The organism is Xanthobacter autotrophicus, from assembly GCF_005871085.1.
Taxonomy (GTDB): Bacteria; Pseudomonadota; Alphaproteobacteria; order Rhizobiales; family Xanthobacteraceae; genus Xanthobacter; species Xanthobacter autotrophicus.
Genome location: NZ_VAUP01000015.1, coordinates 628199 through 654379, shown reverse-complemented (window position 1 = coordinate 654379; position 26181 = coordinate 628199). Strand labels below are relative to the sequence as shown.

The following is a 26181-nucleotide window of genomic DNA, read 5'->3' as shown; positions in this document are numbered from 1 at the left end:
CGTCGTCCCCGGCCCGAAACCTCACAGTTGGAACGGCACCACGGTCTGCTGCTGCACGCCGAGGCCGGCGATGCCCACGCGCATCACGTCGCCCGCCTTCAGGAAGCGCGGCGGCTTGAAGCCGAGACCGACGCCGGGCGGGGTGCCGGTGGTGATCACGTCGCCGGGTTCCAGCACCATGAACTGGCTGATGTAGTGCACCAGGAACGGGATCCGGAAGATCATGGTCTTGGTGGAGCCGTTCTGCACCTTCTCGCCGTTCACCTCCAGCCACATGGCAAGATCCGAGGTGTCGGGGATCTCGTCCTTGGTCACCAGCCAGGGGCCGAGCGGGCCGAAGGTCTCGCAGCCCTTGCCCTTGGCCCACTGGCCGGCGCGCTCGATCTGGAAATGGCGCTCGGACACGTCGTTGCAGATGAAATAGCCGGCGACGTGGGCGAGGGCGTCCTTCTCTTCCACATAGCGGGCGCGGGTGCCGATGACGAAGGCCAGCTCCACTTCCCAGTCGAGCTTCAGCGAGCCCTTGGGGATCATCACGTCGTCGTCGGGGCCGACGACGCAGTTCGGCGCCTTGTTGAACAGCACCGGCTCTTCGGGGATGGGGTTGTTGGTCTCGGCCGCGTGGTCCGCGAAATTGAGGCCCACGGCGACGAAATTGCCCGGCCGTGCCACGCAGGAGCCGAGCCGCGCGCCCTCGGGGGCGACCGGCAGGGAGGCCGGATCAACCGCCGCGATCTTGTTCAGGCTGGCGGGCGAGAGCGCCTCACCGGCGAGGTCGGGGATGACCGAGGACAGGTCGCGCACCTTGCCGGTTGAATCGATTAGACCCGGCTTTTCCTGCCCTTTTTCCCCGAAGCGGACCAGCTTCATCGGTGGAACTCCCTAGTGGTATCATTGGATGTCAAGCGCGTGCGGCGCGCGGTCGCTCGCCGGGCGCGCACGCTGGCGCGGACGCGGGCATTGGTCAATGGTGGGGCTCCAAGAAAATGCACGCCATGCCCCGAACCCTGCCGATGATTGACCAGATCCTGCCCCTCGTCCTGTTCTCCTTCGTGGCCGGCGTCACGCCCGGACCCAACAATCTGATTGCCGCTGCGTCCGGGTCGCGCTTCGGCTTCCGGCGCACCGTGCCGCAGATGCTGGGGGTGGCGGCGGGGTTTCCGCTGCTGGTCATGGCCATCGGCCTGGGGCTCGGCCGCCTGTTCGTGGCGGTGCCGGCCCTGCATCTGGCCCTCAAGCTCGCCGGCGCTGCCTACCTGCTCTACCTCGCCTGGAGCCTGCTCCATGCCGACGCGCCGGACGCAGGGGAGGGCGGGGCTGAGTCGGCACCCTCCTTCTTCGGGTCGGCCGCTTTCCAATGGGTCAATCCGAAGGCGTGGACGGTGGCCCTGAGCGTCATTCCGACTTTCGTCGACCCTGCGCGAGATGTCGTGCCGCAGGTTCTGATCGTGGCGCTGGTATTCTCGCTGACGGCGCTGCCGTCTCTCGCGCTTTGGGCCGTGTTCGGCGTCGCGTTGTCGCAGCTGCTTTCGGATGAAAAGCTGCGTCAGTGGGTCAATGGACTTTTAGCCGCCTCCGTAGCTGCCAGTGTATTACTGCTGTTTTTCTGACCATGCCGTAAGGATGAGCGTTTGCGCTTTCGTTTTTCGCGCAAGCGTCATAAAAAGGAAACGAGACTCCGGCTAAGTCCGGACTGCGCTTCGAAGGCGCAAGGTCAGTTGTTGAGACTTCGACGTCGAAAGGCCGTCGCAAGTCGCCTGTCTGATGGGGGAAATTCCCTAACGGCAGGTCAAGGCGGGAGGTGATTGCGTGAGCGACAGTCCCCAAGTGAGCGACAGTCCCCAAGCGCGCCGCTTCCGCGCCCTTTTTATTTCCGATGTCCATCTCGGCACCAAGGGCTGCCAGGCGGACCTCCTCATCGACTTCCTCAAATACCATGACGCCGACACCATCTATCTGGTGGGCGATATCGTGGACGGCTGGCGGCTGAAGTCCTCCTGGTACTGGCCGCAGAAGCATAACGACGTGGTGCAGAAGCTGCTGCGCAAGGGCCGCAAGGGCACGCGCATGGTCTATCTGCCTGGCAACCACGACGAATTCCTGCGCGATTATTACGGCACCCACTTCGGCGGCATCGAGGTGGTGGAAACCGCCATCCACGAGGCGGCGGACGGCAAGCGCTACCTCGTCATCCACGGCGATGTGTTCGACGTGGTGGTGCGGCACGCCAAGTGGCTCGCATTCCTGGGCGACTGGGCCTATTCCGCTGCGCTGACCACCAACACCTATGTCAACAAGGTGCGCCGCCGGCTCGGCCTCACCTATTGGTCGCTGAGCCAGTGGGCGAAGCTGAAGGTGAAGAACGCGGTCAACTACATCGGCAAGTTCGAGGAAGCGGTGGCGGACGAAGCCAAGCGCAACGGGGTGGATGGGGTCATCTGCGGCCATATCCACCACGCGGTCATTCACGACCAGTTCGGCGTCAGCTATGTGAATTGCGGCGACTGGGTGGAAAGCTGCACTGCCATCGCCGAATATGAGGACGGCCACCTGGAGATCATCTGCTGGACGCGGAACCTCCAGAAGGCCCCGGTGGAGCAGCAGGACATGGTAGAGGGGGCGCGCGCGGCGGCTTGATGCGGGTTCTTGTGGCCACCGATGCGTGGCATCCACAGATCAACGGTGTGGTGCGCTCCCTGGAGTACACCGCACATGAAGCGGCCGCCCTCGGTGCAGAACTGGAATTCCTGAGCCCGCAGGGGTTCCGGTCCATTCCGATGCCCAGCTACAACGAGATCCGCCTGGCGCTTGCGACGCCGCGCATGATCATGCGGCGGATCGAGGCCATGCAGCCGGATTTCGTGCATATCGCCACAGAAGGCCCCATCGGCATCCTGGTGCGGCGGGCCTGCATCGCCTCGCGGCGGACCTTCACCACCTCCTATCATACCAAATTTCCCGAATATCTCTCTGCCCGCGCCCCGGTGCCGGAGCGGCTGACCTATGCCTGGTTGCGCTCGTTCCACAATGCGGGCGGTGGCGTCATGGTCTCCACCGCAACCCTGGAGCGCGACCTTGAGGCGCGGGGCTTCAAGCGGCTGATGCGCTGGTCGCGCGGGGTGGATGCGGAGCTGTTCCGCCCCCGTCCCGAGGCGACGCTGAACCTGCCGCGCCCGGTCTATCTCTTCGTCGGCCGGGTGGCGGTGGAAAAGAATATCGAGGCGTTCCTGGAGCTGGACCTGCCCGGCTCCAAGGTGGTGGTGGGCGGTGGACCGGCACTCAACAGCCTGAAGGAGCGCTTCCCCGCGGCCCATTTCCTCGGGCCGAAGGAGGGCGAGGACCTGGCGCAGGTCTATGCCGCCTGCGACGTGTTCTGCTTCCCCTCGCGCACCGACACTTTCGGTATCGTGCTGTTGGAAGCACTGGCGAGCGGCCTGCCGGTGGCCGCCTATCCTGTCACCGGTCCCACCGACGTGCTTGAGGATGCCACCGAGCCGGTGGGCGTCCTCGACAACGACCTGCGCACCGCCTGCCTGAAGGCGCTGGAGCTGTCGCCGGCGGCGGCGCGGCGCTTCGCGCTGCGCTACACGTGGCGTGAGAGTGCGCGGCAGTTCATCGACAATGTGCTCATCGCCCACGACATCGGTCCCATCGCGCGCCGCTATCGCCTTCGCCGCCGGCGTCGGATAGCGTCCGGGGCATGAGCGCCCCAACCATCCCCAGTCCCGCCCCGATTCCCTCCGTCGCTGACGTGGAGGCCGCCGCCCGCCGGATCGCCGGTGTTGCCGTGCGCACGCCCCTCGTCTTCTCGCCCATTCTCAGCGAGCGCACCGGCGCGCGCGTGTTCCTGAAGCCGGAGACGCTCCAGCGCACCGGGTCGTTCAAGTTCCGTGGTGCCTATAACCGCATGGTGCAGATCCCCGAGGCGGACCGGCCCGCCGGCGTGGTCGCCTGCTCGTCGGGCAATCACGCGCAGGGGGTTGCCGCGTCCGCCAGGCTCCTGGGCATGCCGGCCGTGATCGTCATGCCCCACGACGCGCCGGCCCTGAAGCGCGACCGCACCAAGGCGCTCGGCGCCGAGGTGGTCGGCTACGACCGCCGCACCGAGGACCGCGACGCCATCGCCCGCGCCATCGCGCAGGAGCGCGGCGCCATCGTGGTTCCCCCCTATGACGACCCCAATGTCATCGCCGGGCAGGGCACCGTGGGTCTTGAGATCGTACAGGACCTCGCCGCGCTGGGGCTTGTGCCCGATCTTGTGGCGGCCAATGTCTCCGGCGGCGGCCTGGTGGCCGGCATCGCGCTGGCGGTGAAGGCGCGCTCGCCCGGCGCCCGGGTGGTGGCCTGCGAGCCCGCCGGCTTCGACGACCACGCCCGCTCGTTCCGCTCCGGCGTGCGCGAGCGCAATGCCGAGCCTTCCGGCTCGTTCTGCGATGCGCTGTTGGCGCCGACCCCCGGCGCGCTGACCTTCGAGATCACCCGCCCGCTGGTGGGCGAGGGCGCCTCCGTAACCGATGCGGAAGTCGCGCGGGCGGTGGCCTTCGCCTTCCTGGAGCTGAAGCTGGTGGTGGAGCCCGGCGGCGCGGTGGCGCTGGCTTGCCTGCTCGAAGGCCGGCTCGGCGTCTCCGGCGGCACGGCGGTTATCGTGTTGTCCGGCGGCAATGTGGAGCCCGAGACCTTCATCCGCTGCCTCGCCGCCTGAGCCGGGCGGTGGTGAAACAGGTGGGGGAGGGCGATGACCGGCCGGGGCGTGTCCCGGTTCCAGCCCTGGGGCTGCGTCTCAGCGGCGCCTATGCCGCTTTCTTCCTCGCCATGGGCATTCAGGTGCCCTACCTGCCGCTCTGGTTCCAGGATCGCGGGCTGGGGCCCGAGGCCATCGGAATCGCCCTGGCTGTGCCCATGCTGGCGCGGCTTGTGTCCACGCCACTGCTCGGCCTGCTCTCCGACCGGCTTGGCCGGCCCAAGGCTTTGCTGGCCGCGCTCGCCCTGGCGGCGGCGTGCGGCATGGCGATGCTCGCGCTTTCCGTCGATTTCGCCGCCATCCTCGTCACCCTCGCCTTCACGGCGCTGGCCTGGATGCCGAGCCTGTCCCTGCTGGATTCCTACGCCTCGCGGCAGGCGCGAGCGGGCCGGGCGGACTATGGCAAGGCCCGCCAATGGGGCTCCGCCTCCTTCCTGGTCGCCAATCTGGTGGGCGGGGCGCTGCTCGGCATGCTGGGCGCCGGCTCGGTGGTGCTGATGATGCTGGCGGGGCAACTCGCCTATGTGCTGGCCACACTCGCCTTGCCCGAACTGCCGCGACCCGAGCCCCGGCCCGCGCCGATTACAGGGCGGCGGGCGCGGCTCGGGGTTCTCGCCGGCATCGTCGCGGCGGCGCTGGTTCAGGCCAGCCATGCCACGCTTTATGCCTTCGCCTCCGTGAGCTGGAAGGCGCAGGGCTATTCGCTTGCCACCATCGGTGTGCTGTGGGCGGTGGGGGTAGCGGCGGAAATGGCCCTGTTCCGCTTTGGCACCCGTCTCGTGGTCCGCTTCGGGCCCCATGTGCTCATCGCCGTGGGCGGGATCGCGGCCGTGGTGCGCTTCGCGGCCATGGCAACCGACCCGCCGCTGGCCGTGCTGGTGCCGTTGCAGATGTTGCATGCCTTCACCTTCGCCGCCACGTTTCTGGCCATGGTGGAGTTGGTGAGTCGCAGCGTCAGCGAGCACCGCTCGGGCACCGGCCAGACCGCGGCGGCCTGGATCGGCAGCATCCTGATGTCGTCCGCGAACGTCGCATCAGGCCCGCTGTGGGCCGCCTTCGGGCCAATGGCCTTCCTGGTCTCCAGCGCCATCGGACTGGCGGGGGCGTTGGCCGCGCTCCTCGCTGCGCGGCTTCAGCCCCACAGCTCCGGCTCGGGCGGATAGACCAGGGCGCCCTCGTATCGCAGCCCAGGCGTGCGATCGCGGGCAAGCAGCAGCGGCCCGTCGAGGTCCACCACCTGCGCCCGCTGCGCCACCAGCAGGGCGGGGGCCATGGCGAGGGACGAGGCCAGCATGCAGCCGACCATCACCCGGAAGCCAAGCCCCTCCGCCGCCTCGGCCAGGGCCAGGGATTCGGTGAGCCCCCCGGCCTTGTCGAGCTTGATGTTCACGGCATCATAGCGCTCACGCAGGGCGGCAAGGCCGGCACGGTCATGGACGCTCTCGTCGGCGCAGACCGGCACCGGTCGTTCCGTGCGCGCCAGCATGCGGTCGTCCGAGGCGGGCAAGGGTTGTTCCACCAGCTCGACGCCGGCGATGGCGCAAGCATCCAGCAGCACCGGCAGATCGGCCGGGCTCCAGCCTTCGTTGGCGTCCACGATCAGGCGCGCCTCGGGCGCCGCCGCGCGGATGGCCCGGAGCCGGGCGCGGTCGCCGGGGGCGCCCAGCTTGAGCTTCAGCAGCGGGCGCCCGGCCGCCGTCGCGGCGGCGGCCGCCTGCGCCATGGCCTCGGGCGTATCGAGGCTCAGGGTAAAGGCGGTGGTCAGGGGGCGGAGCGCGCCAAGGCCCGCGTGCTCTTCCACCCGCATGCCCGTGAGCTTGGCTTCCAGGTCCCAGAAGGCGCAATCGAGGGCATTGCGGGCGGCGCCCGGCGGCAGCCGGTATTGCAGGGCTTCGCGATCAAGGCCCGCCGCGATGTCCGGGCCGAGGGCGGCGATGGCGGCGGCGACGCCCTCCACGCTCTCGCCGTAGCGCGCATACGGTACGCATTCGCCGCGCCCGGTAGCGCCGTTGTGGGAGAGGCGTGCCTCCACCACCACGGCCTCCGTCTTGGAGCCACGGGCAATGGTGAAGGTGCCGGCGATGGGGAATCGCTCGATGCTGAGAGCAAGTTGGGCCATGGATTAAGCCTAATATCCGATTCCGCGGTCCGCTTCGCGGGTGCAAGAGCGGATGGCGCCGGGGTGTGTCCTTGGTGATCTCGACGCGAAGGCGTCTTGTCTGTATGGCTTAATTCATCGTTCATGGGGTCGCAGGGACGTGCCTCCACGGGCGCAGTGTCGGCTGCGTGTCGCATCGCAGCAGGCGAAGCTGAAAGAAACGAGTGGATGATTGCGTGTTCATCCGGACACGTTTCACCCATATGCGGGGCGACAGGCGGTCGGAGGTTGGGGCATCGGCTCGGTTCGTCCGGGTCGGATCGCCCGGTGTTTCCGGCGAGAAGGACAGGCTGGCGTCGTGCCGTTTCGCGGCGCCCCCCATGGAGACCAAGCGTTGCCCCACGCCTCCCTGATTTCCGTGCATAGCCAGGACGACCGCCTCACCGTGGCCGGGCGCGGCGCATGGACATCCGAATATGCCGACGAACTGGAACAGGCGGTGGACAACACCGCCCACACCTACGCCCATCCCAAGGGCGTGGAGATTGACCTGTCCGCCGTGGAGCGCATGGACACCTTCGGCGCCCTGCTGTTCGAGCGGCTGAAGCGGTCCTGGAAGGGCACCGGCGTCGAGCCGCAGGTGAAGGGGCTGGCGCCGCGCTACAAGGTGCTCATCGAGGAAATGGGCCGGATGGGGCAGGAACAGCCCCCGCCGGCCCGGCGGCACGAGGCGATCCTGGAGCGCTTCGGCCACGAGACGGTGAATGTGGCCGCCGATGCCGCGGCGCTGCTGAATTTCGTCGGCGCGTCGGTGGCGGCCATGGGGCGGGTGCTGCTGCGCCCGCGCAGCTTCCGTTTCACCGCCATGGTGAACCAGCTGGACCGGGTCGGCCTCAGGGCGGTGCCGATCATCATCCTGATCACCTTCCTCATCGGCTGCATCCTGGCCCAGCAGGGCATCTTCAATTTCCGCCGCTTCGGTGCCGACATCTATGTGGTCGACATGGTCGGCGTGCTGGTGCTGCGTGAGCTGGGCGTGCTCATCGTCGCCATCATGATCGCCGGCCGCTCCGGCAGCGCCTACACCGCCGAGCTCGGCTCCATGCGCATGCGCGAGGAGGTCGATGCGCTGCGCGTCATGGGCTTCGACCCGGTGGAGGTGCTGGTGGTGCCGCGGCTCCTGGCGCTGATCATCGCCCTGCCGCTGCTGACCTTCATCGGCTCCATGTCGTCCCTGCTCGGGGCCGGGCTGGTGTCCTGGGGCTACGGCGGCATCACGCCCGACGTGTTCCTCGACCGCCTCAAGGGCGCCATCGACATGGACCAGTTCAACGTGGGCATGATCAAGGCCCCCTTCATGGCGGCGACCATCGGTATCGTCGCGTGCCTCGAAGGCTTGCGGGTGGGGGGGAGCGCCGAATCGCTGGGCGCCCACACCACCGCCTCGGTGGTGAAGGCCATCTTCCTCGTGATCGTGATGGACGGCGTCTTCGCCATGTTCTTCGCCGCGATCGACATGTGAGGCGGCATGGACGCGCGCACCTCCACCACCGCCGAGGCGACCAACCACAGGGAAGCGATCATCTCCGTCCACGACATCGTGGTGGGCTTTGGTGACCGCGTGATTCTGAACCATCTCGACCTCGACGTGTATCGCGGCGAGATCCTCGGCTTCGTCGGCACCTCGGGCGGCGGCAAATCGGTGCTCACGCGCACCATCCTCGGCCTCGTGCCCAAACAATCGGGTACGGTGGAGGTGTTCGGCCAGAATCTGGACGATCTCTCCGAGAGGGAGCGCTCGGCGCTGGAGCGCCGCTGGGGGGTGCTGTTCCAGCAGGGCGCGCTGTTCTCCTCGCTCACGGTGAAGCAGAACATCCAGTTCCCGCTGCGGGAGAATCTGCACCTGTCCCAGCGCCTGCTGGACGAGATCGCCTACACCAAGATCGAGATGGTCGGCCTGAAGTACGACGTTGCGGAAAAGCTGCCGTCGGAGCTGTCCGGCGGCATGATCAAGCGCGCCGCACTCGCACGCTCGCTCGCTCTCGACCCGGAAATCCTGTTTCTGGATGAGCCGACCTCCGGCCTCGATCCCATCGGCGCCGGCGAGTTCGACGAGCTTATCCGTACGTTGCAACAGACTTTGGGGCTTACGGTTTTCATGGTAACCCACGATCTCGACAGTCTGCATACCGTGTGCGATCGCATCGCCGCGCTGGCGGACGGCAAGGTGATCGCGCAGGGCACCATCGAAGACATGATGGCACAACAGCATCCCTGGCTGCGGGCCTACTTCCACGGCACGCGGGCACGGGCGGTGCAGTCGGGGCGTCGATAACTCAAGGATGAAGGGGCGGACCGGACGGCGGGGGCGAGGTCGGAACGGAGCCGGGATCAGGTATGGAAACACGGGCCAACTACACCATCATCGGAGCCTTCACGCTCGCGGTCCTCGCCGCGGCGTTCGGCTTCGTGTACTGGTTCGCCGGACCGCAGGATTCCGCCGCGCGCAAGGCTTACGAGGTCCTCTTCGACGGCTCGGTGGCGGGTCTGCGCCAGGGCAACAACGTGCTCTTCAACGGTATCCCCGTGGGACAGGTCACCGGCCTCGGCCTGGTGCCGGGCCAGCCGGGGCAGGTGCTGGCGCGGGTCGCCATCAACAATGATGTGCCGGTGCTGTCGGATGCCCAGGCCGGTCTCGAATCCCAGGGCCTGACCGGCATCGTCGTGGTCTCCATCCGCGGCGGCCATCCCGGTGCCCCGCCTCTGCCAATAGGGCCGAACGGTGTGCCGCGTATCACCGCCGACGGCGGTGCTGGCATGGCCGGGCTCCTCGCCTCGGCTCAGGGTGTGGCCAAGAAGATCGAGGTGGTGCTGGACGCCATCAATCCGCAGGACATCAAGGAAATCATCGCCAACATTGAGACGTTTTCGAAGGCCGTGGCCTCGAAGTCCGACGATGTGGCGAGCCTGATCGAGCAGTCCGCTTCGCTGGTCAAGCAGCTCAACGGCGTCGCCGAGAAGGTCGAGAAGGTGGTGGTGAACCTGCAGAAGGCCACCGAGGACAAGGACGGCTTGCTGGTGCAGGCCACCGATGCCGCCACCTCGGTGCGCAGGCTTGCCGACAATCTGGACCAGCGCACCGCCCTGCTCACCGAGCAGGTCAGCCGCTTCACAGGGCCGGGACTCAAACAGTATGAGGCGCTGGCGACCGACGGCCGGCGTACCCTCAACGAGATCGACCGCGTGCTCCGAAACATCGAGCGCAACCCGCAGCAGTTCATTTTCGGCGGCGGCAATTCCATTCCGAAATACGGGCGATGAGCCGATCATGACTTTCGTTCGCAGGAGCCGTCTCGCTCGCCGCCTCTCCCTCCACGTCCACGCCATGTCGCGGCTCTCTGCCCTCCTGTTCGGCGCGGCCCTGACCCTCGCGCTGGCGGGATGCGGCTCGACGCCGACCCCCACCTACAACCTGTCCGCCCCCAGCGGTTTCACGGCCGGTGGCAGCGGCAATGCCCAGATGGTTGTGGTGGCGCCCAACGCGCTCGCCGTACTCAACACCGACAAGGTGATGGTGGAGCCGGGTCCGGGTCAGGTGGCCTATCTCTCGGATGCCCAGTGGAGCGACACACTGCCGGCGCTGCTGCAGGCCCGCACCATCCAGGCCTTCGAGAATGCCAGCAAGCTGCGCCGCGTCGCCCGTCCCGGGGACGGGGTGAATGCGGACTACCAATTGGTTATCGACATTCGCACCTTCGCCCTGCGCATCACCGATCAGGGGCCGGTGGCGGTGGTGGAGCTGTCGGCCAAGCTCATCGGCACCCAGAGCGGGCGCATCCTCGCGGCGCAGGTGTTCAAGGCGGCGGTTCCGGCCGCCTCCACCGCCGGCCCGGTGGCGACTGCGGCGCTGGATTCGGCGCAGGAGCAGGTGTTGGTGCAGATGGTGCGCTGGGCCTCGGCGAAGTTCTGAGGCCGCCCGTCCCCCGATGCCCTGAGGCATTCGCGCCGCCGTCGAGCTGGCGCGTGTGCCCGCCTCACGCCAGCCGGTCGCCCAAGAGGAACTGCAGCGCCCGGTCGAGGCGGATGTGCGGTATGGGGCCGTCGCCGATCCCCGCCGGCGGGCGGAAGCGCAGGAAGCGGAAGTCCGCGTCCCCCTCCACCGCTGTGGCGAGCCCGCGGAATCCGGCCCCCGAGGGATCGAACAGCGCATCGGGATCCGCCGGCAGGTCGCCGGGGAAAACTGCCATGTCTTCGGTGCCGTCGAAGCGGTGGCCGCCCGCCTCCTGTCCGGCCTCCGGCGTGCCGACGATGGCGTCGAGTTCATGCCCGTCGCGCCGGACCCGCGCTTCCTGCGTGGCGCGGATGGCGGCCAGCGCCACCACGTCCAATGCCGCACCGTGGTCGTGCGCCCTTGCGCGGGCACGCTCCACGAGGCGGGCCAGGATCGCCTCCAGCCGGTCGTGGCTGGAGCGGTGGAGATGGTCCGCCTTGGTGGCGGCGAACAGCACCTTCTCGATGCGCGGCCGGAACAGGGTGCTCACCAGGCTGTTCCGACCCGTGCGGAAGGCGGCGAGGATGCCGTCGAGCGCGCGCTCCAGGTCTGCCAGCGCAGCCGGCCCGGCATTGAGCGCGGCCAACGTATCCACCAGCACGATCTGCCGGTCGAGCCGGGCAAAATGGGTGCGGAAGAAGGGTCGTACCACCGCATTTTTGTACGCCTCGAAGCGGCGCTCCATCATGGCGCCGAGGCTGCCCGCTTTCGGCGACTTGTCGCCCACATCGAGGGGGGCGAAGGTGAGGGCCGGGGAGCCTTCAAGGTCCCCAGGCATCAGGAAGCGACCAGGCGGCAGCAAGCTCATGGCCAGTTTTTCGCTGCGGCAGGCGGAGAGGTACTGGGTGAACAGCGCCGCGATTTCCCGCGCGCGGGTCTCGTCCTGGGGCCCGTCCACCGGAGCGGCCGTCACCGCCGCGAGCCAGGCCGCCGCCACATCCGCGCGGGCCGGCGCGCGCGCCAGGGTGAGGCTCTGGCGGGAAAAATCGGCATAGCTCATGTCGAGCAGCGGCAGGTCCAGCAGCCACTCGCCGGGATAGTCCACGAGATCAAGAGTGAGGGTGCGCAGGCTGCCGCGCGCCGTGGCGTAGCGGATGGAGAGCCGCAACTCGCTGACCCGCGTGGTGGAGGCGGGCCATTGGCGCGCCACGCCCAGCGTCTTCAGGTGGTCCTCATAGGCGAAGCGCGGCACCGCGTCGTCCGGTTGCGGCTGCAACTCGGCGCGGGCGATGCGGCCGGATTGGGCCGCCTCGAACACCGGGAGCCGGCCGCCACGGGTCAGCGCATGGATAAGGGCGGTGGTGAAGATGGTTTTGCCGGCCCGCGACAGGCCGGTGACGCCGAGGCGCAGGGTAGGATGGGCAATGCCTTCCACCCGGTCGGCCAGGGTCCGAAAGGCGATCCGTGCCTCGTCCATGGCGTCGGCGACGCTGAGACTGAGGGTGGGCTTGGCAAGGCCCTCCACTTGGTCGCCTAATGTTCTCAGCGCCATCCGCGCTCCGGTCATGGCGTCGGTGACGCGCGCCATGCCTAGTCGCTTCCAGACAGCTCGCGCGGGGTAATGAAGCGGTCGAGCCGCGCGGTGCCGGGCACCACCTCGCACCATTCATCCACGGGAAGATCGATGACGGCGAGGGCGCCGGTGGGGAATTTCTCGGCCATCTTCGACAGATGGGATGCCGCCCCCGTCGATACAAGCAGCGTGGCAAGGTCGCTGAGGCCCGGATTGTGGCCCACCAGCATGAGGCTGTGGGCGTCCTTCGGCTGCTCGCGCACCACGGACAGGAGCCGCGCGGCGGAGGCGTCATAGACGCGCGGCTCGCTCGCCACCACCTTAATCGGCGGCAACTGGGCGGCCACCAGATCCCAGGTCTCGCGGGTGCGGCGGGCCGGGGAGACCAGCACGCGATCCGCCACCAATTGCTCTTGGGCGATATAGGCGCCGATGCGCGGCGCCGCCGTGCGCCCCCGGGGTGCCAGCGGGCGCTCGGGGTCGACAATGCCGTCCGGCCAGTCGGACTTGGCGTGGCGCAGCAAGATCAGACGGCGCATGAGCTTCCAAACCAATCAATGAAATGCCGCTTCTTATGACTGAGGGAGTGTGTGCGGTGCAACCAGAATGCCCGCGCCGCAGCGTCACGCCCCGCCAGATACCAGCGCCGGTATCCCGCGCAAAATGTCACGAGAGCGCCGCAAATAAACGGTTTCTCAAGCGGAAGGCATCAGCATGGGCCGGTGCTCAGCGGATAGTCTTCATGATTGATAAGGCCCCGTCCCGCGCGGCGGCGCAGGATGTTACCGACCGGGAGCGGTCGGACGCGGCGCTGAAGCGCACCTATGATTGCGACGTCTGCGTCGTCGGGGACGACGTGGCGGGGCTGGCCATCGCCATTGATCTGGCGCGGCGGGGGCGGGAGGTCATCCTGCTCACCTTCACTGGGGCGCGGCCGCTGCCCCTCGACGGTATTCTGAGCCCCGGCTTCACCATGTCCACGTCCACACTGGTGGACCGTGTGGGACAGCATGATGCGCAGGAACTGCTCATCCTCTCCACCCAGGCAACCGAACGAGCCTTGGCCTTCGCCCAGAAGGCCGGCGTCGCCGTGGGGCCGCGCGGCAGGCTTTCCGTGGCCCGCCCTCATGCTGCCGATGCGCTCGTTCGCGAACATGAGCTGAGGCAGGAGCTTGCCCCAGACACCACGGTTCTGGTGGGGGCGCAGGATCTCGCCGCGCTGCTGGGCACCTCGACCTTCACCGCCGGCCTCGGCGTGGTTCCGGCCGAGCGCGTTTCCCCTCAGGCCCTGAAAGTGGCGCTGGAGGCCGAGGTCCTGGCGGCGGGCGTGCGCGCGCTGCCGGTGGAGGGGCCGCTCGCGGCCGACCTCAAGGGCTTGCGGAAATATCTGGCGGCGGGCCGATGGCGGATCCGCGCCTTCCAGGTGGTGATCACCGGGCCGGAGGCCTTCGCCCGGCTCGGCCCGAAGGTGGCGGTGCTGCCGCGCGCGCCGTGGGTCTATGGCGGCTTCCGCCTGCCTGCGGTCGAGGTGCCTTATGGCGGCATGGTCGAGGAGGCCGGGCTCACCGGCCTGCGCTATCATTTTGACGCTGGCCGCCTGACCCTTGCCGCCGCCACCGCCACGCGGGTGATGACGCGGGTGGGCGCCGCCCGGGTGCTGCGCCGCCATGCTGCCGAACTCTATCCGGTAGGGCCGAGCCTTTCGGACGCAGCTTCCGCCCGAATGCTGCCGGAACCGGCCGGCATGCCTTTGGTGCATGAGGGCGAGCGGGGCGTGTGGTATGCGCTGGCCGCCGCCGGCGATGCGCTGAGCCATGGCTTCCTTGCCGGCCGTCTCATCTCCGGCGCCATCGCCGAGAAGGACGATCGCATCGCCCTGCTCCAGCCATTCGCCTCGACGCCGCTGTCCGGCTGGGCCGGCCGGGTGGCGCGTTTCGCGGGCTATTGGCACGTGCGGCTGGCAGCACGACTGCATATGGACAAGATCGCGACTTCGACCGCAGGCGCGCCGGATACCGCTGTTCCGGCACCGGACCTGCTTCCGGACGAGGAGATAGCGGACGTGCGGGGGCTTCCGCCAATGCCGGTGCCCGCCGCACCCGCCGCGCTCCCCCGTCGGGGGATGGCGGCGGCGACCTCGGCGTCGCGGCATGCGGCGCGGGCGGCATTGCATGCGGCATCCGGCTGGGCCTCGGGCCTTGCCGCCCGTGCGGCCGCGGAACCCGCCCGCCGCCGCCGTGCGCGGCGGGAGCCGGAGGAAGAGGCTCCGCCCCGGCACCCCCGTGGCGCCTAGGGCGATTCTGGATCGCCATGGCTCACGACAGTCGCTCTAGAGCCTTGTTTCAAAGCATTTTTCTCCGAGCGAACCAGTATCCACTTCGCTCGAAGATGCTCTGAGCCCTATCCCCGGGTGTAATAGGCTTGCGGCCGCCGGCCCTCACGGAAATAGCCGAAGAAAGTGGCCGCTCCCACCGCCTGCGCCAGCAGCCCCGGCATGAGCGCCGCGAAGGCGCCAAGGTCCGCGCCGTCGGGGGAGATGGCATCGCGGATGGCGAACTGGCCATAGGCCGAGGCCACCACCACCACGACCAGCATCCAGGGCAGCAGGCTGAGGGCGATGCGCGCCTTCGCCACGGTCAGCACCACCACCGCCGCTGCCCACGCGAACAGCAGGATCTGCGGTACCAGGCCGAACCGCAGCACCTGCTGCTGAAGCCCCGGGCCGGAGAAGGAATCGAACAGCGCCGACTTCGCTCCCACGACGCCGAATTCCGCGATCAGCGTGAACAGGCCCGCCAGCGGCAGCGCGGTGATGCCGCAGCAGCACCAGAACAGCACCGCGAGCGGCCCACCCAGGCGCGCCAGCTTCGGCTCGGCGCCGGGCGCGCCATTTGGGGCGTGCGCGGGGATGTGGCGGGGGGCAGGGGCGCTCATGTCTGGTCCTTGGAAGCGAAATGATCGTGCCACGTCTTCTGGCAATCGGGGAAGGGCAGGCGGGTGGCGGCAAAGATTGCCCGCGCCACCGCCCGCGCCAGCACCACCGAGGCCAGCGCGCCGAGCCGAGCGAGGTCGGGCAGGGGTACCTCCAGCGGACGCCGTTCGGTGGAGAGCGCGAACACTACGTCGCCGTCCAAGGGCGTGTGCACCGGAAACAGAGACAGCGCCAGCCCGTTCTGCGCCATGATGGCGAGCCGGCGCGCCTGAACCGTGGTGAGGGTCGCGTCAGTGGCAACCACGGCGATGGTGGTGGAAAAGCGCGAGATGCCGCCCTTCAGATGCGGATGGGTTACCTCGTCCGCCAGCGCCTGCGACACGGTTTGGGGCAGGCCGAGGCCGCCGAACTCACCGCCCCTCTCATAGGGCGCGGCGCGGAACTGCGGGCCGTCGCCGAACAGCGGGCTGCCCGCCGCATTCACCGCCACCACGGCGCCGACCACATGGCCGGATGCTGCGATCGCGGAGGCCGAGCCGAGTCCGCCTTTCACCGTGGCGGTGGTGCAGCCGGTGCCGGCGCCCACCGAGCCGAGGGTGAAGTTGAGGTCCGCTGCCTCCAGCGCGTCGCGGCCAAGCCGGGTGTAGGGCGGATGGGCTTCCCAGCCCTTGTCGCCGCCGTTCAGCAGGTCGAACAGGATGGCGCCGGGCACGATGGGCACCTTCGCCGTGCCCACGGCAAAGCCCCGTCCGCGCGCGGCAAGGCCTGCCATGACCCCGGAGGCAGCATCGAGCCCGAAGGCCGAGCCGCCGGAAAGGGTGATGGCATCCACCCGCTCCACCGTGGCGGCGGGATCGAGCAGATCGGTTTCCCGCGTGCCGGGACCACCGCCGCGCACGTCCACTGCCGCCACCGCCGGCGTATCACAGAGCACCACCGTGACGCCGGTGCCGATGTGCGGATCGGTGGCGTTGCCGACCCGAAGGCCGGGCACGTCGGTGATGAGGTTGCGCACCCTCAGGCCTGCGGCTGGCGCCGGGGGCTCAGATGCCGACCCGGCCGAGCTGGGCATAGACCTCGTCGGACCAGGTCTTCAGGTCCATGAGGCCGGCATAGGCGGACCAGATCTCGATCCCAAACTTTTCGGCCAGCTCGTTCTCGGTGGCCGCCAGCGCCTCCTCCACGGGGGTGAAGGTGCGCTCCAGATGGGGCCACAGTTCCGAGGTGCAACGCGGGATGCTGACAAAGCTCAGGCTGCGCCCGGCCGCCGCCTTCTCGATGCGGGAGAGGTTCTGCCCCTCGAACGAGCCGCCCACCTCGTTCTTCACCACGATGATGTTGGCCACCGGCAGGGCGCCGCCCACCACCACGTCCTCGATGAGGGTGGAGACGTTCTCGATGGAGTGCGTCTCCGGCTTGGTGATGACGATGAGGTCGATCTCCGGCGAGTTGCGCTGCTGCATGATGTGGGTGACGCGTCGGTGGTGCGCCCACTGCACCAGCTGCGGCACCACGTTGGCGCCGAGGTCCAGCACCGCGCCGCCAGTCAGCAGCAGGCCGCCGAAGCGATCCCAGTAGCGCAGCGGGGCGTTGGCGTCGTTCTCCGACTTGCTGGACCCCAGGGCCGAGCCGATGCCCAGCTCCAGCACCTTGGAGGGGAAGAACTTGCCGATCTTGGAATGGCCCGTGCCATCGGTGAAGTCGGCGGCCACCAGCTTGTAGGCGAGGTCGCGCTTGCGGAGCGCGGAAAACACCATTTGCGCGAGCGTGGTCTTGCCCTGTCCGCCGGCGTAGGCGGCGCAGATATAGGTCTTCATGGCACAGGCTCCGGTCGCTGGGGCGCGATCAGTCCGGGCTGTTCAACCTGGTCTGACCCGCGCGCTCTGTAGGCGAAAAGACATTTTGGCCGATCCGGTTGCATCACAACCCGACCGAGACGGTGTCTTGAAACGGTGTCTTGCCGAAGGGATGGCCCCCGCGCGGGGAAGCCCGGCACCGATGGATAGCCGTGCAGCACGCCGGAGGGAACCCCCGGCGTGCTGCATTGCATCATTCTCAGTCGAGCCGGCCCGCGGCGTGGGCGAGCATGGTGTAGACCTTGCCCGTGTCGGACGTGAGATAGGTCTTGGCGAGGGCGCTGCCGCGGTCGTCGCCGGAAACCTGCTCAAGCAGCCGCTCGAACTCGGTCACGTAGCGATCCACGGTCTCGCGGAACTCCCCGTCCGCCCGGTAACGGCGCTTCAGGGTGTCGAACGCCTGCTGGCCCTGGGCCGTGTAGAGGCGGCGCGAGAACACGTGGTTCTCGCCCTTGTTGTGGCGATCCCACATCTCGCCGGCCGCCTGATGGTCCACCATGCGGGCGATGTCAGCCGAGAGTCCGTCGAGGGAAACCGTGTTCGCGGCCGGTGCCTGGGGCGCGCGGGCGGCGGGCCGGTCCTCGTCGTTCAGGCTGTCGGAGGCGCGGGCGAGCAGCTCGGTGAGCCAACCCTCCTGCTCCTCGCCCTGAGGCTCGCGGGACACGCTCTCGCGGACCGGGGCAGGGCGCGGGGCGGGCCGCTCCACCGGCTCGGCGCGGCGGGGCGCGGCAGGCGCAGCCGAGCGGCGCAGCTCGCTCTGCAGCAGTCCGCCTTCGGTGCGGCTGCGGGAGGTCTCGCGGGACGCCTCGCGGACGGCGGAAGCGCGGGCGGCATCCTGCGTCACGGTGCGGGCGGAGGTCTCCACCACGTCGAGGGCCTGGCCCTGGCGGGCGACGATCTCGTTCAGCTCGGCGAGTGCCTTGATCTGCTCGGCCACGGCGCGACGCATGGTGGCGGCGCTCGCCTCGGTCTCGGCGGGCAGTTCAAGGATGCCGCGCTTCATCTCCTCGCGGGCGAGGGTGATGGCCTGCTGCACGTCCTCGGCCACGCGCTTGAGGTCGCCAGCCACCTCGGTGAAGCGGTTGCCGGTCTCGCCGAACAGGGTCTGCACGTCGGCGAGGGCCGAGGCATAGGTCTCGCGCAGGGCGGCGGCGGTGCGCTCGCGTTCCTGGTCGGCGGCGGTGCGCACCAGCGAGAGCTGGTTCTCCACCGCCTGGGTAGAGCCGGAGGTGGCTTCCGAGACCACGCTGGCGATCTGGCGGGCGCGCTCCTGCGCCGTGCTGAAGGTCTGGTCCAGCATGGAATGGAAAGCGCTGACGCGGGCGTCCACGTCGGCGATGCGCTGCACCAGGGACTGGGACAGCTGGTCCATGTCGCCACGGCGGGCGGCGAGGGTGGAGTCCACCTGGTCCTGCGCCGAGCCGAGGGTGCGGGCCGCCTCGTCCATGAGCTGGCGGTTCTGTTCCAGCCGCTCCGCGAGGGAGGCCATCTGCGCCAGGGCGCCGTTGGACACCTCGCGCAGGGCGTCGACCTGGCCCTGGAAGCGGTAGGCGGTGGCATCGGCATTCTGGCTGATGCCGTCCACGGTGGCGCCGAAGCCCTCCACCTGGCGGGCGAACGAGCCGGAGAAGGCGTCGAGGTTGTTCACCGCCGTGGACATGGCGCCATGGAAGGTGGCGTTGGCCTCGGCGAGGCGCTCGATGATGGAACCCACGTCGCTCTTGAGCGAGGTGTTGGTGGCGGTGATTTCCGCCACCGCCCGCTGGCTGGTGCGCTCCAGAGCCGACAGGAAGGTGCCGTTCTTGTCGTCGATGAGATGGGCGATCTCGGTGAGACGCGTGCCGAGCGCGTCGGCCACCTTCTCCGAATGCTCGGTGAGGGTGCGGCCGACGTTCTGCGACAGGTTCGAGAGCGAGCGCTCCACCTCGGACGCTTCGGAGCGCAGGGTGCCGGAGACGGTTTCGATGCGGCCGACAAGGGTGTCGGCCAAGGCGCCGCCGCGCACCTCGAGGGACGTCGCGACGCCGTCCAGGCGGCCGAGCACCAGTTCCTCGATGCGGTGGACGCGGCCGTCCAGCACGGAGGCGATCTCGGCGGCACGGGTGCCGATGTTGCGGTTCACCACCTCGGCGCGCTCGGTGAGCACGTCGCCCAGCGCCTTGGACCGCGAGGCGAAGAAGTTCTCCAGCGTCTCCACCGACTTGTCGAGGGATTCGGTGGCGGACTTGGTGCCCTCGGCGATGGTGCGGGCGAAAGTGACGGTGCGGGTGGCCAGGGTCTCGGTGAGGCTCTGGGAGCGCTGGTCCAGCGTCTGCTCGATGCGCGAGATGCGCTGGTCCATGATGGTGGCGACATTGTCGGTGGTGGCCGACAGGCGCTCGTCCAGGGTGGAGGTGGCGTGCTTAAGGTTCTCGTTCACCGCCGCGACGCGGTGGGCGATCTGCTCCACCAGCTCGGGGGCGTGTACCTTCATGGTGGTGTCGAAGGCGCGCACGCCTTCCTGCATGGTGCGGGCGATGGCCGAGCCGTCGTGTTGCAGGCGCTCGGCGAGGTCGGCGCCGCCCACGGTAATGGTCTCTTCGATCGCCTTGAGGCGGGCGGTGAGCATCTCCTTGATGGCGTCGCCCTTGACCCCGATGGTGGCGACCAGCATGTCGGCGGTCTCGCGGAAGGCCTCGTTGACCTTGGAGCCGCGCGCGCCGATGGCCTGCGTCACCTCGCCGGCGACTCGGGACAGGCGCTCGGTCATGTCTGTGCCGGCGATATTGAGCGAGGAACTGATCTCGTTGCCCTTGTCGACGAAGGCGGCCACCACCTGGGTGCTGGACCGGTCGAGGGACGAGGTGATGCGTTCGCCGGTCTCGGCGAGGCGCTGCTGCAGGTCCTCGCCGCGTACGGCCACGGCGTCATAGATGCGGTTGCCGGTGGTCTCGATGCGGTCGGCCAGGTCGGTGCCGCGCACCGAGAGGGTCTGGGCAACGCGCTCGCCGGTCTCTTCGAACTTCTTGATCAGCTCGCCGCCACGGGTGGAGAAGTCCTGCACCGCGGTTTCACTGGTGGCGCGCAGGGCGATGTTCACCTGCGACACGCGCTGGTCGATGTCGTCGGCGAAGCGGTTCGAGTTGTCGGCCAGCGTCTCGCCGATGCCGTGCTTCAGGCGGTCGATGTTGGCGGTGATGTCCTCGCCCCACCGGTCGATGAGCTGGGCCACGTCGGAGGTCGTGGACAGGAGGTTGGTGGAGAGGTCGTCGGTGCGGGACTTCAGCGTGTGCACCAGCAGGTCGCCGGATTCCGACAGGTCCTGGCGGATGTCGGAGCCGGTGAGCTGGAGGCGGTCGATCAGCTCGCCGCCCTTGGCGGTGAGGCCGTCGATCATGCTGTCGCCCACCCGGGCGAGGGCGGCGGTGATGTGCTCGCCCTTCTGGCCGAGGATCTCGGTGACCTGCTCGCTGGCCTCCATCATGGTGCCGTGGATGCGCGAGGCCACGTCCTTCACCTCGTTGGAGAGCACCGCCTCGGCGCTCACGATGCCCTCGCGCAGGCGCTCGGTCTCGATCTGGATGTTGTGGCGCTCGTTGCGCAGCTCGTCGATGAGGGAGCGGATGCGGGCCTCGTTCTCCTCATAGGCGCGCTCGAGGATGGACACCTCCGCGCGCACCATGGCTTCCAGCTCGCCGGCACGGGAGATGGCGCGATCGACGCCGTCGCCCATGGCCGCCACCTCGCGGCGCACCGCCTGGCCCACGGTGACCACCGTCTCGGTGGCGATGGATTCGGGCTGGGCGAGGCGCAGGGCCACCTCGGTCATGGAGCGGGCGATGCCCTGGAGTTCCAAAGACCGGCGCAGCACGCTCGCGAGGCCGAAGAAGGCCAGCGGCGGCAAAAGGATACTGGCGAAGATGCCGAGCAGGGCCGGAGAGCCGAACAGGGATTCCACGCCGCTGGAACTGGCCATCAGGCCGCGGTGGTAGGCGAAGGCGAAGGCGATGCCGGCGATGACCCACAGCACCGAGGCGCCGGCCGCCCAATAATAGGGCGTGGCCGCCGAGCGCTTCTGCAACTGGCCCAGCAACTGGCCGATGGTCTGACGGTCGTCGTTGGCGGCGCGACGCTCGGCGTCGATGCGCGCACGCTGCGGGCCGTCGCGCCGGGGCGCGTCGGGCCTCATGGCATCGCCTTCCGGCGGCCGGGGCCTGCGATTGATGGGCCGTCCGTCACGGGACGGCGCAGAGGGTAGGAGCCGTTCGCCTGCGGGGCGATCCCCACCGGAGCGATCCTGGGGGTAAGCGGCCTCCGGGCCCCTGTCAGGTCCCCGGTCCGGCGCCTTGGCCAGGGGACCGGCTTCGGCATTGTCGAGCTCCAGCGTCAGAGCTTCCTGGATAGCCGACAGAGCCGCCTCGGTCGGGTCCTGGATCTTCTTTGGTTGCTTCATGTCGCTGTCGCCTCTGCCTTCGACAGCGCCCGCGGGGTGTCCCCGCCGGGGCGCCGTGTCCAGTACACACACCCTCCCGATCCGGCGGGGCCGGACGGAAATGGTTTACCGTTCCTTATCCTAGCCATGGTGCGCTGCGGATTGAACCGGCCTTGCCGCAATAATGAAGATATCGTTAACGTCGGTGGCGGCCAGCTGTCGAGCTTTGGCAAAGCTGGTGTGGCCCCGCGCTTGCAGCTATAGGCTTCGCGTCACCACGCGACGTCCTCAACCCGCCAAGGCCGGTTTCGGCAGGCGAGCAGCAAGCGGCTCATTTATGGTTGCCATCACCTTCATCGAATACAACGGCACGGCCCATCAGGTCGAGGGGCCCGAGGGCGCGACCGCCATGGAGACGGCGGTGCGCAACGGCGTGCCGGGCATCGTTGCCGAATGCGGCGGTGCCTGCGCCTGCGCCACCTGCCATGTCTATGTGGACGAGGCGTGGGCGGACAAGGTGGGCGAGCCCTCCGAGATGGAAGAGGGCATGCTGGATTTCGCCACCGACGTGCGTCCCACCTCCCGCCTGTCCTGCCAGATCAAGCTGACGGCGGCGCTGGACGGGATCATTCTCCACACGCCCGAAACCCAGGGCTGAGATCGCCGTCGCCGGTCTCCGACCGGTGCCGAGGCCGAGAGTGCGTGGCTCAGGCGCCGCGCGGCGTGCGGGCTTGATACCCGACGCGGGCCGGCGCAGCCGGGCCGCCGTGGTGTCATTCCACCTTTTCGTTGGGATAGATTCCGAACAGCTGCGACTGCTGCACATAGCCGTCGAAGCCGTCGCCGATGAGCCGGCAGAACTTGCCGTCGCAGGTCTTCACCACGCCGAGCACGCTGGGCTCCAGGCGCGCCACCACCTTGGCGTCGGGGTTGGCGGCATCGCGCATGGGCACGGTGTCACCCTTCAGCCAGGGCGCCACGAGGGCAGTGCGGCGCAGCGACAGCATGGAATGGTAGACCCAGCCTTCCGCGCCGTCGGCATCCCGGATGCGGCGCCAGGTCTCGAACTCGGCGGTCACCTCCACCGGCAGGCCGGCGCGGTTGAATACCCACGACACGTCGTGGTCCTTGTTGGGACCGTTGCGCACGTTCACCTTGTCCGCCTTGAGCGAGACGAAGCGTGGCACCGGCAGGCCGGAGGTGCCATCCTCGGCCGCCAGGGCGGGCCGAGCGGTGATGGGCTGGAGCCCCGCGCCCCCCGTGACCACCAGCGCCAATGCAAGGGCCTTGAGGCTTCGCACCAGATGAGGTCGCATCGTGGGCATGATGGGCTCGTCCTTTCGTATTGCTCTCGAAACGGCGGAGTGCGCCGCTCCACCGGGCGCGTCAAGGGCACGCGGTGCAGGGCGCCTTGTGTTTCCCCGTCTGTCTGATAGACGGGACCAGAAGCGTTAAGAAATGGGGAATGGGGAGTAACGATGGTGCGTCGCAAACCCCTCGTCGTCGTCACGCGCAAGCTGCCGGACTCAGTTGAAACCCGGATGCGCGAGTTGTTCGACGCGCAATTGAACCTCGACGACGTGCCCATGGATCAGGCCGCGCTCGTGGAGGCCGTCCGGACCGCCGACGTGCTGGTTCCGACCCTGACCGACCGCATCGATTCTGCGGTCCTGTCGCAGGCTGGGGAAAACCTGCGGCTGATTGCCTCCTTCTCCAACGGCGTCGATCACATCGACGTGGCGAGCGCGCTCAATCGCGGCATCACCGTGACCAACACGCCGGGCGTCCTCACCGAGGACACTGCGGACATGACCATGGCGCTGATCCTCGCCGTGCCGCGCCGGTTGGCCGAGGGCGCGCAGGCGGTGATCGCCGACAAGGACGAGTGGCTCGGCTGGTCGCCCACATGGATGCTGGGCCGGCGCATCTGGGGCAAGCGCCTCGGCATCATCGGCATGGGCCGCATCGGCCAGGCGGTGGCGCGGCGCGCCAAGGCCTTCGGCCTGCAGATCCACTACCACAACCGCCGCCGCCTCCCCACCGCCGTGGAGGAGATGCTGGATGCCACCTATTGGGACAGCCTCGACCAGATGCTGGCCCGCATGGACATCGTGTCCATCAATTGCCCGCACACGCCGGCCACCTATCATCTGCTCTCGGCGCGGCGGCTGAAGCTGCTCAAGCCCGAGGCCTATGTGGTGAACACCGCCCGCGGCGAGGTGATCGACGAGAACGCGCTGACCCGCCAGCTGGAGGCGGGCGAACTGGCCGGTGCCGGCCTCGACGTGTTCGAGCACGAACCGGCGGTGAACCCGAAGCTGATCCGCCTCGCCAAGCAGGGCAAGGTGGTACTGCTGCCGCATCTGGGCTCCGCAACGCTGGAAGGCCGCGTGGACATGGGCGAGAAGGTCATCGTCAACATCAAGACTTTCATGGATGGTCACCGTCCGCCAGACCGCGTACTGCCCGCCATGCTGTGAGGCTGGGGGCGGGCACGGCGTCGGTCCGCGCTCGCGCGGATCGGCCGGAAGGGACAATTGGGACTCGTGACCGTGGATTGCCATCTCACGTTCAGGGAGGGTCTTTCATCCCATGTCTCCCGAAGTTTCAGTCGCGCTTGCTCGCGCGGCCGACCTGCACAGGATTGGGCATTTCGAACAGGCGCTGGCGATCTATCGCCGTCTTGCAAAAGCGCATGCCACGTCGTTGGACATCCAGCGCCTGTTGATTTTTGAACTGCTGCAAGTGGGACGGCCCAAGGAGGCCGTTATAGCGGCGCGCCGCCTTCGGGACGCTCATCCGCGCAATCCCCATGCCGCAATTCTTCTTGGCGCCAGCCACCAGGGCACGGGCAACTGGGAGAAGGCGCTCGCCGCCTTCCAGGCTGCTCTGAGCCTTGAGGGGGCTCCCTTGGAAGCCCGCTTCCTCGCTGGCAACGCGTTTTGCGCCCTCGGCCGATATGCGGAGGGCGTGGCTTGCTACGACATCGTCCTGGCGGCGGATCCCCGGTCGATCGAAGCCCTCACCAACCGCGCCGGCGCCCTTGCGCGTCTAGGCCGTTTGCAGGAGGCCCTGTGCGACAGCGAGGCGCTTGTCGCCCTCCAGCCCTGGCAGCCGCTGCATCTCGTCAATCTGGCCGGTACGCTGCTGGAACTCGAGCGGCCCAAGGATGTCATTGCCGCGGCCGACGCGGCACTTCGTCTTTCCCCCCGGCTTGCGGACGCCGAATATGTGCGCGGGCAGGCTCTGCTGGGGCTGGGCAAGTGGGCCGAGGCACGTGTCAGCCTGGAGAAGGCTGTCGATATCGCGCCTCAAAACATCACATTCCATGTGCGCCTGATTTCGGTGCTGCATCTTCTTGAGGATATGCCCGCAGCACATAGTGCGTGCGAGCGCGCCCTTCTTCTCGAACCGAAATCAGCCTTACTCTTGCAGCTTCGCGCGGATACTCGCCGGGCGCTGGGCGATGCCGCCGGTGCCATGGCCGATATCGAAGCGGCGCTCGCTCTTGATCCACGGCTTGCATCCGCGCACGTGTCGCGTGCCCGGCTGCTGGCGGATATCGGCCGCCGGGAAGACATGCGCATGGCCCTCGGGCGCGCCTCGGAAACCGATCCGGGGCAACCCCATGTCTTGTATGCGAATGCGACGGAAAAACTCGCCCAGGGACAGTGGCTCGATGGCTGGGCGGGATACGAGCATCGCGAAGGGACACTTCCGCCGCCCTTCAACCCGCTTCCGTTCACGCGCTGGGATGGACGGGAAACGCCGGAAATGCTGGTCGTGCAGGGCGAGCAGGGGATCGGGGACGTCGTCTTCTTCGGCCGCCTTCTGCGCATTCTGGCCGATCGCGGGATCAGCACGATCCTGCTCACGCGGCCTGGTCTCGTCCCGTTGCTTCGAGACCTCGACGGCCGGGTGCCGGTGGTCTCCGATCTATCGGGAATAGACCAGTCAATGCTGGGTCTGCGTTGGGCACCCATCGGCAGCCTGCCCCATCTGGTGTCCCCGGACCCGGCCCAGTGGCCCGCAGCGCCCTATCTCAGCCCGCCACAGGACCGGGTTTCCAGATGGCGCCATCTGCGCAAGGACGGCGCGTTCAACATCGGCCTCAACTGGCAGGGCAATCCGTCGCGCAATGTGGATGTCGGGCGGTCGATCCCACTGGCGCTTTTCGCCCCGCTGGCGGCGATCCCGGGGGTGAGCCTGGTGTCTCTTCAACACGGGGCGGGCACCGAGCAACTGGACGAAGTCCCTTTTGCCGGAGCCATCGTGCGGCCTGGCGCGGGATTTAACGCGGACGGCATTTTCGTCGATACGGTCGGCCTGATGCAGTCTCTCGACCTCGTGCTCACCACCGACACTGCGCTCGCGAACGTGGCGGGCGCCTGCGGCTTTCTGACCTTCGTAGCCCTGCGGGCCGTACCCGATTGGCGCTGGGGATGTGAAGGTGAGGAAACCGTCTTCTTTCCGAGCTTGCGTCTCTTCCGGCAGCAGATGGCGGGGGATTGGTCGAGCTTAGTTCAGCGTATCGCCCACAACATACGAGAGCTGATGTAGATTTCTAATGGCCTGAGAA

At 68.3% G+C, this 26181-nt stretch carries 22 protein-coding genes; 13 read left to right on the top strand and 9 right to left on the bottom strand.

The features are described 5' to 3' along the window. Positions 1-21: 21 nt before the first annotated feature. Positions 22-870: a fumarylacetoacetate hydrolase family protein gene (locus FBQ73_RS07800; RefSeq protein ID WP_138398892.1), complete on the bottom strand. Its 849-nt coding sequence runs from the start codon at positions 868-870 to the stop codon at positions 22-24. Positions 871-995: 125 nt separating this feature from the next. Here FBQ73_RS07800 and FBQ73_RS07795 point away from each other — a divergent pair, with 125 nt between their 5' ends. From FBQ73_RS07795 to FBQ73_RS07775, 5 genes are all read left to right on the top strand, one after another. Next, positions 996-1610, top strand: a complete 615-nt coding sequence (locus FBQ73_RS07795) for a LysE family translocator (RefSeq protein ID WP_246089615.1) — start codon at positions 996-998, stop codon at positions 1608-1610. A gap of 217 nt (positions 1611-1827) precedes the next feature. Beyond that, positions 1828-2637 (top strand): UDP-2,3-diacylglucosamine diphosphatase, encoded by an 810-nt coding sequence (locus tag FBQ73_RS07790; RefSeq protein ID WP_210236715.1) that lies wholly within the window; start codon positions 1828-1830, stop codon positions 2635-2637. Next, positions 2637-3704, top strand: coding sequence for a glycosyltransferase family 4 protein (locus FBQ73_RS07785; protein WP_138398889.1), 1068 nt, complete (start codon positions 2637-2639; stop codon positions 3702-3704). Before FBQ73_RS07790 ends, FBQ73_RS07785 begins: the two co-directional genes overlap by 1 nt. Further along, positions 3701-4702: a threonine ammonia-lyase gene (locus FBQ73_RS07780; RefSeq protein WP_138398888.1), complete on the top strand. Its 1002-nt coding sequence runs from the start codon at positions 3701-3703 to the stop codon at positions 4700-4702. The genes FBQ73_RS07785 and FBQ73_RS07780 overlap by 4 nt, the downstream gene beginning before the upstream one ends. A gap of 8 nt (positions 4703-4710) precedes the next feature. Continuing rightward, on the top strand, positions 4711-5904 hold the full coding sequence (locus FBQ73_RS07775) for an MFS transporter (RefSeq protein WP_246089614.1): 1194 nt from the start codon (positions 4711-4713) through the stop codon (positions 5902-5904). Here FBQ73_RS07775 and dgcA read toward each other — a convergent pair. Further along, positions 5874-6860, bottom strand: a complete 987-nt coding sequence (gene dgcA / locus FBQ73_RS07770; protein WP_138398887.1) for an N-acetyl-D-Glu racemase DgcA — start codon at positions 6858-6860, stop codon at positions 5874-5876. The two genes, FBQ73_RS07775 and dgcA, sit on opposite strands and share 31 nt — an antisense overlap. A 373-nt stretch (positions 6861-7233) precedes the next feature. Between dgcA and FBQ73_RS07765 the strand changes: the two genes are divergently transcribed. From FBQ73_RS07765 to FBQ73_RS07750, 4 genes are all read left to right on the top strand, one after another. Further along, positions 7234-8361, top strand: coding sequence for an MlaE family lipid ABC transporter permease subunit (locus FBQ73_RS07765; protein ID WP_138398886.1), 1128 nt, complete (start codon positions 7234-7236; stop codon positions 8359-8361). Between the two features lie 6 nt (positions 8362-8367). Further along, positions 8368-9174: an ABC transporter ATP-binding protein gene (locus tag FBQ73_RS07760; protein WP_138398885.1), complete on the top strand. Its 807-nt coding sequence runs from the start codon at positions 8368-8370 to the stop codon at positions 9172-9174. Positions 9175-9236: 62 nt separating this feature from the next. Further along, positions 9237-10160 (top strand): MlaD family protein, encoded by a 924-nt coding sequence (locus FBQ73_RS07755; protein WP_138398884.1) that lies wholly within the window; start codon positions 9237-9239, stop codon positions 10158-10160. Between the two features lie 7 nt (positions 10161-10167). Continuing rightward, positions 10168-10809: an ABC-type transport auxiliary lipoprotein family protein gene (locus FBQ73_RS07750; protein WP_138398883.1), complete on the top strand. Its 642-nt coding sequence runs from the start codon at positions 10168-10170 to the stop codon at positions 10807-10809. Positions 10810-10873: 64 nt separating this feature from the next. On the opposite strand, the gene FBQ73_RS07745 is transcribed toward FBQ73_RS07750, so the two are convergent. Continuing rightward, positions 10874-12307 carry a YcjX family GTP-binding protein gene (locus tag FBQ73_RS07745; RefSeq protein ID WP_138399037.1) on the bottom strand — a complete coding sequence of 478 codons (1434 nt, stop codon included), beginning with the start codon at positions 12305-12307 and terminating at the stop codon, positions 10874-10876. A gap of 113 nt (positions 12308-12420) precedes the next feature. Beyond that, positions 12421-12942, bottom strand: coding sequence for a SixA phosphatase family protein (locus FBQ73_RS07740; protein WP_138398882.1), 522 nt, complete (start codon positions 12940-12942; stop codon positions 12421-12423). Positions 12943-13145: 203 nt separating this feature from the next. Between FBQ73_RS07740 and FBQ73_RS07735 the strand changes: the two genes are divergently transcribed. Continuing rightward, positions 13146-14696 carry an FAD-dependent oxidoreductase gene (locus tag FBQ73_RS07735; RefSeq protein WP_170218782.1) on the top strand — a complete coding sequence of 517 codons (1551 nt, stop codon included), beginning with the start codon at positions 13146-13148 and terminating at the stop codon, positions 14694-14696. Positions 14697-14803: 107 nt separating this feature from the next. Here FBQ73_RS07735 and FBQ73_RS07730 read toward each other — a convergent pair whose 3' ends face one another. The 4 genes from FBQ73_RS07730 to FBQ73_RS07715 form a co-directional block, all read right to left on the bottom strand. Then, positions 14804-15337, bottom strand: coding sequence for a hypothetical protein (locus FBQ73_RS07730; RefSeq protein ID WP_138398880.1), 534 nt, complete (start codon positions 15335-15337; stop codon positions 14804-14806). Next, positions 15334-16350, bottom strand: a complete 1017-nt coding sequence (locus FBQ73_RS07725; RefSeq protein ID WP_138398879.1) for a P1 family peptidase — start codon at positions 16348-16350, stop codon at positions 15334-15336. Before FBQ73_RS07725 ends, FBQ73_RS07730 begins: the two co-directional genes overlap by 4 nt. A 28-nt stretch (positions 16351-16378) precedes the next feature. After that, a complete protein-coding gene (locus FBQ73_RS07720; protein ID WP_138398878.1) occupies positions 16379-17152 on the bottom strand; it encodes a hypothetical protein in 774 nt (257 codons plus the stop codon). Positions 17153-17390: 238 nt separating this feature from the next. Then, a complete protein-coding gene (locus FBQ73_RS07715; RefSeq protein ID WP_170218781.1) occupies positions 17391-21359 on the bottom strand; it encodes an apolipoprotein A-IV repeat region-like domain-containing protein in 3969 nt (1322 codons plus the stop codon). Positions 21360-21939: 580 nt separating this feature from the next. Here FBQ73_RS07715 and FBQ73_RS07710 point away from each other — a divergent pair. Continuing rightward, positions 21940-22260, top strand: coding sequence for a 2Fe-2S iron-sulfur cluster-binding protein (locus FBQ73_RS07710; protein WP_138398876.1), 321 nt, complete (start codon positions 21940-21942; stop codon positions 22258-22260). A gap of 115 nt (positions 22261-22375) precedes the next feature. Here FBQ73_RS07710 and FBQ73_RS07705 read toward each other — a convergent pair whose 3' ends face one another. Continuing rightward, positions 22376-22927, bottom strand: coding sequence for an SH3 domain-containing protein (locus tag FBQ73_RS07705; RefSeq protein WP_210236693.1), 552 nt, complete (start codon positions 22925-22927; stop codon positions 22376-22378). A gap of 153 nt (positions 22928-23080) precedes the next feature. Between FBQ73_RS07705 and FBQ73_RS07700 the strand changes: the two genes are divergently transcribed. Continuing rightward, positions 23081-24082 (top strand): 2-hydroxyacid dehydrogenase, encoded by a 1002-nt coding sequence (locus FBQ73_RS07700; protein WP_138398875.1) that lies wholly within the window; start codon positions 23081-23083, stop codon positions 24080-24082. Positions 24083-24194: 112 nt separating this feature from the next. Next, positions 24195-26162 carry a tetratricopeptide repeat protein gene (locus FBQ73_RS07695; RefSeq protein ID WP_138398874.1) on the top strand — a complete coding sequence of 656 codons (1968 nt, stop codon included), beginning with the start codon at positions 24195-24197 and terminating at the stop codon, positions 26160-26162. Positions 26163-26181 lie beyond the last annotated feature (19 nt).